At 68.7% G+C, this 12,688-nt stretch carries 15 protein-coding genes; 10 read left to right on the forward strand and 5 right to left on the reverse strand.

The genetic code is table 11. The features are described 5' to 3' along the window. The first annotated feature begins 56 nt into the window (after nucleotides 1–56). Nucleotides 57–1,859 carry a bifunctional metallophosphatase/5'-nucleotidase gene (locus ACIBGM_RS15895; protein ID WP_360516251.1) on the forward strand — a complete coding sequence of 601 codons (1,803 nt, stop codon included), beginning with the start codon at nucleotides 57–59 and terminating at the stop codon, nucleotides 1,857–1,859. A gap of 172 nt (nucleotides 1,860–2,031) precedes the next feature. Here ACIBGM_RS15895 and ACIBGM_RS15900 read toward each other — a convergent pair whose 3' ends face one another. Together ACIBGM_RS15900 and ACIBGM_RS15905 are read right to left on the reverse strand one after the other, a co-directional pair. Then, nucleotides 2,032–2,340: a hypothetical protein gene (locus ACIBGM_RS15900; protein ID WP_360516254.1), complete on the reverse strand. Its 309-nt coding sequence runs from the start codon at nucleotides 2,338–2,340 to the stop codon at nucleotides 2,032–2,034. Nucleotides 2,341–2,832: 492 nt separating this feature from the next. Beyond that, complete coding sequence (locus tag ACIBGM_RS15905; protein WP_360516257.1) at nucleotides 2,833–3,072, reverse strand: MoaD/ThiS family protein; 240 nt, start codon at nucleotides 3,070–3,072, stop codon at nucleotides 2,833–2,835. Between the two features lie 164 nt (nucleotides 3,073–3,236). Between ACIBGM_RS15905 and ACIBGM_RS15910 the strand changes: the two genes are divergently transcribed. Together ACIBGM_RS15910 and ACIBGM_RS15915 are read left to right on the forward strand one after the other, a co-directional pair. Next, nucleotides 3,237–3,947: a winged helix-turn-helix domain-containing protein gene (locus ACIBGM_RS15910; RefSeq protein WP_396385940.1), complete on the forward strand. Its 711-nt coding sequence runs from the start codon at nucleotides 3,237–3,239 to the stop codon at nucleotides 3,945–3,947. Between the two features lie 149 nt (nucleotides 3,948–4,096). Continuing rightward, complete coding sequence (locus ACIBGM_RS15915; protein ID WP_396385941.1) at nucleotides 4,097–5,473, forward strand: hypothetical protein; 1,377 nt, start codon at nucleotides 4,097–4,099, stop codon at nucleotides 5,471–5,473. Here the strand turns inward: ACIBGM_RS15915 and ACIBGM_RS15920 are convergent. Genes ACIBGM_RS15920 through ACIBGM_RS15930 form a run of 3 tightly spaced genes read right to left on the reverse strand, consistent with a single transcriptional unit; the run spans nucleotide 5,436 to nucleotide 7,236 of the window. Further along, complete coding sequence (locus ACIBGM_RS15920) at nucleotides 5,436–6,041, reverse strand: hypothetical protein (RefSeq protein WP_396385942.1); 606 nt, start codon at nucleotides 6,039–6,041, stop codon at nucleotides 5,436–5,438. The two genes, ACIBGM_RS15915 and ACIBGM_RS15920, sit on opposite strands and share 38 nt — an antisense overlap. Continuing rightward, a complete protein-coding gene (locus tag ACIBGM_RS15925) occupies nucleotides 6,038–6,607 on the reverse strand; it encodes a hypothetical protein (RefSeq protein WP_396385944.1) in 570 nt (189 codons plus the stop codon). Before ACIBGM_RS15925 ends, ACIBGM_RS15920 begins: the two co-directional genes overlap by 4 nt. Further along, nucleotides 6,604–7,236: a hypothetical protein gene (locus ACIBGM_RS15930; RefSeq protein ID WP_396385946.1), complete on the reverse strand. Its 633-nt coding sequence runs from the start codon at nucleotides 7,234–7,236 to the stop codon at nucleotides 6,604–6,606. Before ACIBGM_RS15930 ends, ACIBGM_RS15925 begins: the two co-directional genes overlap by 4 nt. A 42-nt stretch (nucleotides 7,237–7,278) precedes the next feature. Here ACIBGM_RS15930 and arfB point away from each other — a divergent pair, with 42 nt between their 5' ends. The 7 genes from arfB to ACIBGM_RS15965 all read left to right on the forward strand — a co-directional run bounded on the left by arfB (nucleotide 7,279) and on the right by ACIBGM_RS15965 (nucleotide 12,655). Continuing rightward, complete coding sequence (gene arfB / locus ACIBGM_RS15935; RefSeq protein ID WP_396385947.1) at nucleotides 7,279–7,710, forward strand: alternative ribosome rescue aminoacyl-tRNA hydrolase ArfB; 432 nt, start codon at nucleotides 7,279–7,281, stop codon at nucleotides 7,708–7,710. A gap of 44 nt (nucleotides 7,711–7,754) precedes the next feature. Then, complete coding sequence (locus ACIBGM_RS15940; protein WP_396385949.1) at nucleotides 7,755–8,213, forward strand: TlpA family protein disulfide reductase; 459 nt, start codon at nucleotides 7,755–7,757, stop codon at nucleotides 8,211–8,213. Between the two features lie 73 nt (nucleotides 8,214–8,286). Beyond that, nucleotides 8,287–9,252, forward strand: coding sequence for an RDD family protein (locus ACIBGM_RS15945; RefSeq protein WP_396385950.1), 966 nt, complete (start codon nucleotides 8,287–8,289; stop codon nucleotides 9,250–9,252). A gap of 269 nt (nucleotides 9,253–9,521) precedes the next feature. Then, nucleotides 9,522–9,965 (forward strand): DUF4395 domain-containing protein, encoded by a 444-nt coding sequence (locus ACIBGM_RS15950; protein ID WP_396385952.1) that lies wholly within the window; start codon nucleotides 9,522–9,524, stop codon nucleotides 9,963–9,965. Between the two features lie 13 nt (nucleotides 9,966–9,978). After that, nucleotides 9,979–10,827, forward strand: a complete 849-nt coding sequence (locus ACIBGM_RS15955; protein WP_396385953.1) for a sulfurtransferase — start codon at nucleotides 9,979–9,981, stop codon at nucleotides 10,825–10,827. A gap of 3 nt (nucleotides 10,828–10,830) precedes the next feature. Then, nucleotides 10,831–11,127 carry a DUF1416 domain-containing protein gene (locus ACIBGM_RS15960; RefSeq protein ID WP_360516290.1) on the forward strand — a complete coding sequence of 99 codons (297 nt, stop codon included), beginning with the start codon at nucleotides 10,831–10,833 and terminating at the stop codon, nucleotides 11,125–11,127. 301 nt (nucleotides 11,128–11,428) lie between these two features. After that, entirely contained in the window at nucleotides 11,429–12,655 is a 1,227-nt protein-coding gene (locus ACIBGM_RS15965; RefSeq protein ID WP_396385954.1) for a choice-of-anchor P family protein, read from the forward strand. Nucleotides 12,656–12,688 lie beyond the last annotated feature (33 nt).

The raw sequence follows: 12,688 nt of genomic DNA on the forward strand, positions 1-12,688 counted from the left end.
GTCGGGTAATTTCTCGGAACCGCACACCAGCGGACCAAACCTACGACGGAGTAGACATGGCCTTCACAGGACGAGACAGGACGCGGCTGCGGGGACGGCGGGCGATCGGCCTGCTGGCCGCGGGGACCGCCGCGGTGCTCGGCTTGGCCACGGGGGGAACCGTGACCCAGGCAGCGACCACGACGGCGACGGCGAAACCCACGCCGACGCACACCCAGATCCAGTTGCTCGCCATCAACGACTTCCACGGCAACCTGGCGCCGAACAGCCCGACCAGCTCGAGCGGCAACGTGAACGGCACTCCCGCGGGCGGCGCCGAGTACCTCGCGACCCACCTCAAGCAGATGCGCGCGGCCGCGGCCGCGAAGGGCCAGCAGTCGGTCACCGTCGCCGCGGGCGACCTGATCGGCGCCTCGCCGCTGCTGTCGGCCGCGTTCCACGACGAGCCAACGGTCGAGGCGCTGAGCGGGATGGGCCTGGAGATCGCCTCCGTCGGCAACCACGAGTTCGACGAGGGCTGGCATGAGCTGCTCCGGATGCAGACCGGCGGCTGCCTGCCGGACGGCGACGGGCAGAACAACCAGAACTCCTGCCCGGACCCGAGCAAGCCCTTCACCGGCGCGAAGTTCAAGTACCTCGCGGCGAACGTGTTCTTCGAGAACACCCAGGAGACGCTGTTCGCGCCGTACAAGATCAAGACCTTCAAGGACGGCCGCAAGGTCGGCTTCATCGGCATGACGCTGGAGGACACGCCGAACATCGTCACCAAGGCCGGCGTCGAGGGCCTGACCTTCACCGACGAGATCGAGACCGCGAACAAGCTCGTCCCGATCCTGAAGCAGAAGGGCGCCGAGTCGATCGTCGTGCTGCTGCACGAGGGCGGCTTCCCGGCCGACCCGCGGGCGTACAACAGCTGCCCGGGGATCTCCGGCCCGGTCGTCGACATCAACGCCGGCCTGGACCCGGAGATCGACACGATCATCTCCGGCCACACCCACCAGGGCTACAACTGCACGCTGCAGGACAAGGCCGGCCAGCCGCGCCTCGTCACCAGCGCGTCCTCGTTCGGCAAGCTGGTCACCGAGGTGCGGCTGAGCATCGACAATACGACCGGTGACGTGGACCGGGCGAACACGGTCGCCAACAACCAGATCGTCACCCAGGACGTGGCGAAGGACCCCCGCACGAGCACGCTGATCACCAAGTACCAGACCCTGGTCGCGCCGATCGCGAACAAGGTCATCGGGCACCTGGCCGCCGGCAACACCTCGGTCTCGCGTACGGCGGACGCGTCGCTCGAATCGCCGTTGGGCAACCTGATCGCCGACGCCCAGCTCGCGGACCCGTCGGTGGTGACCGGCGGGAAGACGCCGGTGGTGGCGTTCATGAACCCGGGCGGTATCCGCGCCGACCTGGCGTCGAACGCGGGTGAGGTCACCTTCGGACAGGCGTTCACCGTGCAACCGTTCAACAACTTCCTGGTATCGATGGACATGACCGGGACCCAGATCAAGGCGCTGCTGGAGCAGCAGTTCTCCGGGGTGAACGGTCCGGAGGCGCCGAAGTTCAAGGTGCTCCAGGTGGCCGGGATCACCTACACCTGGAACCCGGCCGCGGCCGCGGGCTCGAAGGTGGTGCCCGGGTCGATCATGATCGCCGGGCAGCCGCTGGTGGACGGCACGACGTACCGCATCGTCACGAACAACTTCCTGTCCGACGGCGGCGACGGCTTCCCGGCCTTCACCACCGCGACGAACAAGTTCTTCGGCGGTCTGGACATCGACGCCTTCGCCAACTACCTGACCGCGCACGACCCGTACACCCCGGTCGCCACCGACCGGATCTCCACCGGATCCTGAGCTGACTAGGTGCCGGTACGTCGTCCAGGGACGGCGTACCGGCATCCCGGGGGAGCCGGGTGTCCGGTGGTTCGTGAAGTCGCGGAGGCGATTCGCTTCAGAAGAGAACTGAGGCGGTCGCCCAGGAGAAGAACTGAGGCGGTCGCCCAGGAGAAGAACTGAGGCGGTTCGCTCAGAGGAAGAACTTGAGCAGGACGAAGGTCAGGGCGACGGCTGTGGTCAACGCCGCCTTGCCGGAGCCGATCCCGCGCTTGAACGCGGCACCGAACACCGCAATGGTCAACGGCACCAGCATCACCAGCAGCGTCACGCCGGCTGCGTGAACACCTACGTGCGACCGTGCGGTCAGCACCAGGCCGAGAATCATCGCGAACGTGAGCCCCAGCCAGGTGGTGAGCTGGATCGGCCCGTCCTCACTGCGATGTCCGCGATGCGACGCGCGGGCCGCACGGCGATGCGAAGTCGGAGCAACGTGCGCCATCGGTCACCTTCCGTGAAAGACCGAGTACGCAAGGTACCAGCATCCCGCCCAGAACAAAAAGCTGCCCACTCACCTAAACCCCACCCACGACACCTCCCGCACCCGGGAGTGGACGGTTCAGCGGCGGGCCTCTCCGCACCCGTGCCCCGGGTGGTCCGCGTCGGCGTCGGGCATCTCCGCACCCCGGGAGGTGGGCGGCCAGCGGCCGGGGTCTTCGCGCCTGAGCAGGATGCGAGCTGCCGGGCGTCTCCGCACCCGGGAGGCGGGTGGTTAGCTGCCGCCGGGCCTCTCCGCGCCGGAGGTGGGTGGTTAGCGGCCGGGCGTCTCCGCCGGGAGATAGCCGCCCGGGTCCGCGTCGCTGCGGGTGGTGGGCTGTCGTGCGTGTTCGCGTCCGGGGGCGGGTTGTGAGTCGTTGGGGCGGGGTGGTGACCCACCGGGGTCCGTGCCGGGAGGCGGAGGTAGCCGCCGGGGCCCGGGGCAGGAGGTGGGGGGTTAGCCGCCGGCGAAAGGCGGGAGGGCGTCTACTTGGGCGCCGGGGTGGAGGGGGGTGGTGGGGGTGGCGCGTTCGCCGTCGAGGAGGAAGGTGCAGATGGTGAGGACGCGGGCGAGCTCGGGGCGGTCGGCGGAGACGGTGCTGATCAGGTCGCTGATCGAGGTGGCTTCGGCGGTCGCGGAGGACTCGCCGGCGGCCGCGCGGGCGGCGGCGAAGTACCTGATGGTCACTTCCGGCATCTGGGAGAAGGCCTCACTAGTCGGCTAAGTCTTCCGCTATTATGTCAGCTTGCTGTTGCTATCCAGTGTGACTCAGGCCCCCCGGCAATGACGCCGTCGGGGCCTGACGTGCATAAGGACCGGATCGCTGACCGGGGATCCGCCGACCAGCACAAGGAGACAGCGTGAGTACGTTGCTTCTGCTGACGAACGCGCTGCAGGCCTCCACCGAGGTGCTGCCCTCACTCGCCCTGCTGCCACACCAGATCCGGATCCTTCCCGCCGAGGTCGCCGCACTGGTCGACGCCCCCGACGCCGACGCCGTCCTGCTCGACGCCCGCCGTGACCTGGTCGCGGTGCGTGGCGTGTCCCGCCTGATCCGGACCACCGGGATCGACGTGCCGCTGATCCTGGTCGTAACCGAGGGCGGCCTGACCGCGGTGAACGCGGACTGGGGCGCGGACGACGTGCTGCTCGACACCGCCGGCCCGGCCGAGATCGAGGCCCGGCTGCGGCTGGTGATCGGCCGGCTCGCCGCGGCGCGGAACGAGGAGCCCGACAGCACGCTGATCCGCAGCGGTGACGTGGTCATCGACGAGGCGTCGTACACGGCGAAGCTGAACGGGCGGGCGCTCGACCTGACCTACAAGGAGTTCGAGCTGTTCAAGTTCCTTGCGCAGCACCCGGGGCGCGTGTTCACCCGGGAGCAGCTGCTGCAGGAGGTGTGGGGGTACGACTACTTCGGTGGCACGCGGACGGTGGACGTTCACGTACGGCGGTTGCGCGCGAAGCTCGGCCCGGAGTACGAATCGTTGATCGGGACGGTGCGGAACGTCGGGTACCGCTTCGTCATCCCGCCCAGCACCACCCGGGAAACCGCCGACGCCACCGCCTGACCCAGTCTCACCAGCAAGCCGCCGGAACTCGCTCCCGGCGGCTTGTTGGTTGTCCGGGGCATGCAGGCGCCGGGTGGGCAGATGCCGGCGGCGGTGGGATGCGTGGTCGAGGCGGGCTGGGTGACGCTCTGGGCGGGTAGATTGCGGGCGTGGCAGTGGAAACGGGGAGCCTGCTCACCACGGTGGGGCGGGCTGGGGGACTGTTCGCGAGGGCTTGGCCTCGCTTGCTGGCGGTGTTCTTGCTTGCGCAGTTGGCTCATCGAGGGCTGCAGTGGGTGGCGGTGCAAGCGGGGGCGAAGGCTGAGGCGGCCGGCATCGCCGTACTGGCGTTGCTCGTGCTGTTGTCGCTGGCGATGTACGTGGCGATGTTCCTGGTGCTCAGGGGCGAGCTGCCGTTCCACCAGCGGGCCGTTGCCGAGGGCATGCTGGCACCGGAGGGCGTGGAGCCCGGCAAGGAGCACCGGGCGCTCGACGCGCTCGCCGCGGCGTTGCTGCCATTCCTGGCGTTCTATGCGGCCTACAAGTTCCTGCAGGCCGAGGCGCTCGACTACGAGTACCAGTTGGCCGTCCACAAGGTGAACGAGACGGTGGCAACCGTCCTGACCGGCGGTACGGCGCCACGCGAGTCCGAGGGCCTGCAGTCCCTGTCGACCTGGCTGTTCATCGGCCTGGGCGCTTCGGCGTACCTGCTCCGTCTCGGCTTCAAGAAGTGGAAGAAGGAGAAGGAGGGCCCGGTCCGCAAGCTGTTCGTCACCTACCTCGAGGCGTTGTGGCTGTTCGTGGTCGCGTACCAGGCGTCCTCGTTCATCCCGTCGCCGCAGGCGTGGCTGGAGGAGCGCCAGGTCTGGCTGTGGGTGAAGGACGGGTACGGCTGGGTGCTGGACCACGTGCTGGGCATCTCGCAGGTCCGCGAGATCTGGGACGCCGTCACCGGATTCGTTGCCGCTGGCATCGGTGACCTGTGGAACGCCGCGGTGCTGCCGCTGATGTGGATCACGATGACGGCGGTGATCTACGGCCGGGTCGTGCACAAGCCCGCGAAGGCGCAGCTGCGCTGGCGGTTCGACCGGATCACGCAGCGCTGGCAGCAGACGCCGCGGATCGTCCGGGCGGCCGGCAACTCGGTGGTGTCGGACTGGCGGGACCGGTGGACGCCGGTCGTGGATGCGTTCCGGCTGGTGGTGCGCTCCGGGCTGCGGCCGATGCTGGGCTACTTCCTGGCCTGGGCGGTCGTCACGTTCGCAGCCAGCGGCGTGTGGATCGCGCTGAAGCTGTGGGTGCTCGGTCCGCACTCGCTGCAGTTCTGGCAGGTCATCGACGAGCCGCTCGACCTGGTCACCGACGGCCTGAAGATCATGCTCCAGGTCAGCCTGCTGGCCGCGGCGTACGACCGGATGGTCGGTGGCCTGGCCGGCTACCTCACCCCGTGGACGCGCGCCGTCCACCAGCAGCCCGAGGGCGACCAGGGCGTCACCGACCTGACCGCGGCTACCTCGGGAATGCCAAGTACTGAGGGAGCTTCGTAGCCCACGTGACCGTCGGCTGCACGCTGGACGCGACCGCAGCGGGTACGACGAACACCGCAACGGTCTCGAACGGCTTCCCGGCCACCGGCTTCAGGTAGTACTGCGCCGACGTCCCACGCCAGCTCTGCAGAGACGAGTCGTCCCCACCAGTGCACCCCGACGGCCGATCCTGGAAGTCGCCGGCCGTGAACGACTCGCTCCACAGCCGCCCGTCCGGCGCACGCAACTGCACGCGGCAGCCACCGAGCCCCTCCAGCGCAGCCAGGTCGTCGACCTGCAGCCGGAGGTACACGCGCACCCGAGTGGTCCCCGGAGGCGTCGGCTCGACCTCACGACCAGCACGCGCCTGCGGGTCCTCCTCGACGCTCGCCGCGAACCAGGTGGCTCCTGCGTACGACGTCCCGCCCGCGGCGACCGCGATCGGGTCGCGCGGCTCGGCGTCGTACCAGGACTTGTAGTCGCTGCGGGTCGTCCACCAGCCGGCGAACGGTACGGCGACCACCAGCACCGCCAACGCGGCCGTGTTCTTGCGCAACCATCCCCGCCGGGCCCGGCGTGCGCCGCTCATGACTCGCTCGCCTTGGTCAGCGTCACCACGTCCTCGACGGCCGGCTCCGCGTCGACTCCAAGCGGGATCGTCGTCTGCGCCTCCAAGTCGTTGAAGATCGACTTCTCCATCACCTGCAACGTTGCGCCAGGCAACTGGCCGGCCGGCAGTTCGACCACGAACGATCCGCGCACCGGGATGTCCGGGGCGAACTCGATCCCGGTCAGGTCCACCCGGTCGAGGCCGCTGCGGTTGGCGCCGAGATAGGTCACCCCGTCCGCGGCCTGGACCCGGATCGAGGCCAGGTGGATTGGCTCGCGAGTCGCGGTGACGACGGCGTCCACGACGACGAAGTTCGACAACGTGTCGCGGGCCTTCGAGGCGCCGGGCAGCCGCAGCGTGCGACCGACCCGGACGCCCTCGATGGTCAGCTCGAACCGCGGTGTCTTCACCGCACGGCCGACGACGCCGTTCACCGCGACCGGCTCCTGGATGTCCTTCTGCGTCGGCGTCAGCCGGTACAGCCCGACGATCCCGGTCAGTACGGCGAGTGTGAGCGCCACGTTGACCGCCTGGCGGCTGCTCATCTGGTGTCGTCCTTGACCGTGACGGTGCTCTCGGCGGCGACCTCGCCCGGCAGCCACTTCTCGTGGTGATCAAGCAGGGACTGCTCCTGGTGCTCGTACCCGCGCACTGTGAGCTCGACCGACGCCGGCAATTCGGTGGCCTTGGGCAACTTCCAGACGTAGGCGACCTCCTCGGCGAAACCGGGCGTGAGCACCGGGTTCATCGTCGCGTCGCGCAGGTTGGTGGTGCCGAGTGGTGCGGCGGTGTCCTCGATCCCCGGTACGCCGACCAGCCGGATGAGGTCGCTGGACGGCGCCGTACCGAGGTCGTCGGTGACCTTCAGCTTCGTGACCACCGCGATCAGCGCGCCACCGTCGTCCGGCGTGAACAGCGGCTTCAGGTCGGCGACCGTGACCACCCGCTGGATCGTCACCTCGTAGCGGCCGGCATCGATCGCCGTGCCTGCGTCGACTCGCGGTGTCTCGTCGGCTGCCCTCTTGAGCCCGCCGAACGCGGCCGAGACCGCCAGGATCAGCGCGCCCGCGCCGATCACCCACGTGCGGACCGATCGGCCGCGCACTCTGATGTCCTTCAGTTCCGGGAGCTCTTCTTCCTCCCGGCCCCCGTCCCCGCTCCCCGTTTCCTGCACGGGCAGAAGCCTAACCAGCGAAGGGTCCGGTTGAATGGGTGTGTGGACAGCGGGCTGGAGGTGCGCGCCGGGGTGGTGATCCCGGAGACGGAGCTGGGGTGGCGCTTCTCACGGTCCAGCGGGCCGGGCGGTCAGTCGGTGAACACGACGGACAGCCGGGTCGAGCTGAGCTTCGACGTCGCGAGTACGACGGCGCTGTCCGACGTACTGCGGGATCGCGCGCTCGAGCGACTGCGGTCGCGGCTCGTGAACGGCGTGCTGACCGTCGCTGCGTCGGAGCACAAGTCGCAGTGGCGCAACCGCGAGGCGGCGCGGACCCGGCTGGCGGCACTCCTGCGGGACGCGATCGCGGCGCCGCCACGGCAGCGGCGGCCGACCAAGCCGAGCAAGGGGTCGGTCCGTCGGCGGCTGGACGACAAGAAGCGCCGGGGTGACACCAAGCGCCTGCGGTCGCGGCCGCCGTCCGAGGGGTGAACGACCGTTTGAGCCCAAAGGCGAGCGACGTACTCTGGATTGTCATGAGCCTGGGGATGTGGGTGCTGGTCGGCGCAGTCGCCGCCGGCGTCGTCCTCAGTGTGTTCAAGGCCACACTCGACGGCCGGTTCCGAGGGACCCACGTGGTGCGAAAGGCGGACACCGAGCAGGTGGACAGCATGGACCGGGTGTCTGCTGCGGACATCGGTGACGAGCTCGGCGAGCGCGCGACGCTGCTGCAGTTCTCCTCCGCGTTCTGCGCCCCGTGCCGGGCGACCAGGCGGACGCTGGCCGAGGTCGAGGGCATGGTCGACGGCGTGCGGCACGTCGAGATCGACGCGGAGAAGCACCTGGACCTGGTCCGGCGGCTCGACATCCTGCGCACCCCGACGACGCTCGTGCTCGACCGCACCGGCGCGATCGTGAAGCGCGCCAGCGGCGCCCCGCGCAAACCGGACGTGATCGCCGCCCTGGCGACCGCGATCGAGCACGCGCCGCGCTGAGCCGGGTCAACCGCCGCGTCCGGTAACTGCCACCGGATGGCGGATGGACCACCAGTTGGGTGAGACTTTGCCGGTGAGCTCTCCAGCCGGTTGGTACGACGACCCCGAGGACCAGTCCCAAGAGCGGTACTGGGACGGCAGCACGTGGACGGACAACCGCCGTCCACGGCAGGGCCCACCGCCGTACCAGGGCCAGTTCGGTCAGCCCGCGGCGGGCAAGCCGCAGTTCGGCCAGCCGATGCAGCACGGTCAGGTGTACGGCGGCGCGCAGCCGACGCCGGCGCAGTACGCCCAACCCCAGCCCGGTCAGCAGGGCCAACCGCAGTACGGCCAGCCAGGCCAGCCCCAGTACGGTCAGCCAGGCCAGCCCCAGTACGGTCAGCCAGGCGAGCCCCAGTACGGTCAGCCAGGCCAGCCGCAGTACGGCCAGCCCCAATACCCCCAGCAGCACGGACAGCAGTACCCGCGGCAGGGCTTCGGCTACCCCGGCCAGCGGGTCGCCACCACCCCCGACGGCCAGCCGCTGTCCGGCTGGTGGCGCCGCGTGTTCGCCCGCATCATCGACGGGATCATCGTCGGCATCATCGGGCTGCCCTTCACCGGCTACTTCTACTGGCAGTACTTCCAGGTCATCTGGGACTACATGGAAGACACCATGGACGCTGCCGCCGCCGGCACGCCGCAGTCGACCTTCGCGCTGCCCAGCGAGGTCTACCAGTGGATGATCCCGGCGGTGCTGATCGGGATCGCCGTCTCGTTCGTCTACGAGTACTTCTTCCTCACCCGCAGCGGCGCCACGCCCGGCAAGAAGGCGGTCGGCATCGCGGTCCGGCTACGCGACGTGCCTGGTCCGCCACCGGGTTCGGCAGTGGCGAAGCGGTTCAGCGTCTACACCGGGCTCAGCCTGCTCAGCGCGATCCCAGTGGTCGGCACCCTGTTCAGCTTCCTCAGCCTGATCAACTACCTGTGGCCGCTGTGGGACGACAAGAAGCAGGCCCTGCACGACAAGGTGGCCGACACCAACGTGGTCCGCACCTGACCGCGATGTGAACAGTTGTCTCATAACATGGGACCACAGCTGGTGCACCCGCCCGCTTTCCGTACTCTCGATCCGTGGCTTACACGACATGGCTGACCAAGCGCCGGGCAGTGGACAACTGCCGGGTGCGCTCGTCGCTGTGTCGTCGCCGCTGACCAGGCGGCGTCCCGAGCGCTGCGGAACCGGTAGCTGAGCACGGTTTCGCGTACGCCGCCTCCCGCGTACCCGGGCGGGTCCGGCTCGATCCACCTCCTCCTTCGGGAGTGTGCATGTCCGAAACGACAGCGAAGGTCGACCCCCGCGGACTCCGCTTCGCCGCGGGAATCACCACTGTGCTGCTCGCGCTGACGCTGATCCTGAACAGCGCCTGGCCGCTCGCGGTCCAGGCCGTGGTGTTCGCGGTCTCCGTCGCGTTCGGCGTCCAGGCGTCGCCGTACGGGCAGCTCTTCAAGCGGCTGATCCGGCCCCGGCTGGGTCCGCCCAAGGAACTGGAGGACGCGGCGCCGCCGCGGTTCGCCCAGCTGGTCGGCCTCGTCTTCGCGGCCGCCGGTCTGATCGGGTACCTGACCGGCGTCACCGTGCTCGGCGTGGTCGCCACCGGATTCGCGCTGGTCGCCGCCTTCGTGAACGCGGCCGTCGGGCTCTGCCTCGGTTGCGAGGCCTTTCTGCTGATCCACCGCATTCGTACGCCAACCACCGCTACCAACCACTGAGAGGCAGCACACCATGAGCAGGGAATCCGCGCTCGTCTCGGCCGACTGGGTCGAGGAGCACAAGAACGACGCCGGGGTCGTCCTGATCGAGGTCGACGAAGACGTCTCGGCGTACGACGCCGGCCACATCGCCGGTGCGATCAAGCTGGACTGGAAGGAAGACCTGCAGGACCACGTCCGGCGGGACTTCGTCAACAAGGAGCAGTTCGAGGCACTGCTGTCCGACCGCGGCGTCAAGAGCGACGACACGGTCGTGCTGTACGGCGGCAACAACAACTGGTTCGCGGCGTACGCGTACTGGTACTTCAAGCTGTACGGCCACGGTGACGTCCGGCTGCTCGACGGCGGCCGCAAGCGCTGGGAGCTGGACAGCCGCGAGCTGACCGACGAGGTCGTCAAGCGGGACGCGACCGAGTACCAGGCCCAGGAGCCGGACCTGAACATCCGCGCCTTCCGTGACGAGGTCAAGGACGCCATCGGCGTGAAGAACCTGGTCGACGTCCGCAGCCCCGACGAGTACGCCGGCCGGCTGCTGGCCCCGGCCCACCTGCCGCAGGAGCAGGCGCAGCGTGCGGGTCACATCCCGACCGCCGCGAGCATCCCCTGGAGCAAGGCCGCCAATGACGACGGCACTTTCCGGTCCGACGACGAGCTGCAGGCGCTGTACGCCGACGCCGGAGTCGACTTCGGGAAGGACACCATCGCCTACTGCCGCATCGGCGAGCGGTCGGCGCACACCTGGTTCGTGCTGCACGAGATCCTCGGGCAGCCGAACGTCAAGAACTACGACGGTTCCTGGACCGAGTGGGGTTCGCTGGTCGGCGTACCCGTTGCCCTCGGCGACGAACCCGGAAAGGCCTGACACATGTGCGGAGCAAAGCAGGGCGGTCTCGACCTCAAGGGCGTGGACGTCGACAAGGAAGCAGTGATCCAGGGCCAGGTGCTGCGCGGCGAGGAGCCGGTCGGCGGCGCCTACGTGCGGCTGCTGGACGCCTCCGGTGAGTTCACCGCGGAGGTGCCGACGTCCGCGACCGGGCACTTCCGGTTCTTCGCGGCGCCGGGCAGCTGGACGCTGCGGACGCTGGCCCCGAAGGCCGAGCCGGTCGACCGCCAGGTGGTCGCCCAGTACGGCGAAGTCGCCGAGGTGGCCGTAGCCGTCTGAGCATTCGTTCGTTACTCATGGTGCCGCCTCCGACCGAGGGCGGCCCACCCTGATGCAAGCCCCGAAGGGTCCGGACCTTGCGCGTCCGGACCCTTCGGCATGTCCGGAATCCAGTTGTCCACAGGGGTTTTCGGCATCATCCCGGGGTTACGGGTCCGACCCGGAAATCTCGCGCATCGGGCGGTGATGTAACGGTTTGATCTCGGAGTGGAACCTTCTCGTTACCTACCGCAACCGACTGAGTTGTGTCTGTGTCCTGGCCCGCCATCCGGGTCACGTCATCACTCAGGGAGGAGGGGTCATGAGACCCCGCATCGGATACAAGAAGCTCGCTGCCGTCGGTGTTGCGGCGGTTGTCGGCGTGGCTTCTACGATCGCGCTGACCTCGGGCTCGGCGTCCGCGTCGCCTGTCTTCGGGTACAGCGGCTACGCGTTCGGCACCGACGTCCAGTCGGGCCTGGCGAACAGCGGCCCGCAGGTGGTCAGCCAGATCAGCTGCACCACGGACTCGAACCGGTCCGACAAGAACGACCTCGCCGCCGCGAACGTGAACAACCAGGCGATCGCCCGCACCGTGCGGACCGACACCCACTCGTTCAACAACAAGCACGGCAACGGCGTCACCAGCAACGCGACGGCCGTCGACATCAAGCTCGGCAGCCTGCTGCACCTGACGGGTGTGAAGACCACCACCACGTCGGTCTACAAGGACGGCAAGCTGTCCTACACCGGCAGCACCACCTTCGCCGGCGTCAAGATCGGCGCCGTCTCGGTGCCGTCGCTGCTCAACCCGAAGCCGAACACCAAGGTCGCGATCCCGGGCCTCGGCTACATGGTGCTGAACCGCGTCGGTGGAGTGAAGACCAACACCGGCATCTACTCGTACGCGCAGGCCGTCGTGCTGCACGCGAACGTGAAGAACCAGTACATCCCCGAGGGTGTCGACGTGGCGGTGCTGAAGACCCGCGCCGAGATCACCAAGCCGGCCACCGCGATGGTGATCGGTGACGCGTACGGCACCAAGGCGCACGCGGACAAGCTGGTCGTCTCCGGCCCGACCTCCTACCAGTCCACCTGCCAGGGCACTGAGGGCAAGACGATCCGGAACGCGGTCGGCGAGCTGAACATCCCGAAGGTCGCCTACGTGGGTGCGGTCTACACCACGAAGAACGGCTTCATGAGCATGGACAAGTCGGCCGTGAAGTTCACCTCGCACGTCGCGGGTGTGAAGGTCGGCACGCTGTCGATCGGCGCGATCGAGTCCTCGGCCGCGGCCTGGAAGACCAAGGACGGCAAGGTCGGCCTGGACCACTCCTCGAGCATCGCCTCGATCCGCGTGGGCAACAAGGTCTACCCGGTCAAGACCGGTGTGAACCAGACGCTGGACATCCCGGGTGTCGCGAAGCTGACCTTCAACCAGGTCGTCAAGCAGCAGCGGTACGTCGCGGTGAACGCCCTGGTGATCGACGTCTACAGCCTGAACACCAAGGTCATCGTCGGCCACTCGGCCGCCGGCGTCATCGGCTGATCCAGCCGAACGCACCCTTCTGAGTCGAACCTC

Source organism: Kribbella sp. NPDC050470 (assembly GCF_044458365.1).
Lineage (GTDB): Bacteria > Actinomycetota > Actinomycetes > Propionibacteriales > Kribbellaceae > Kribbella.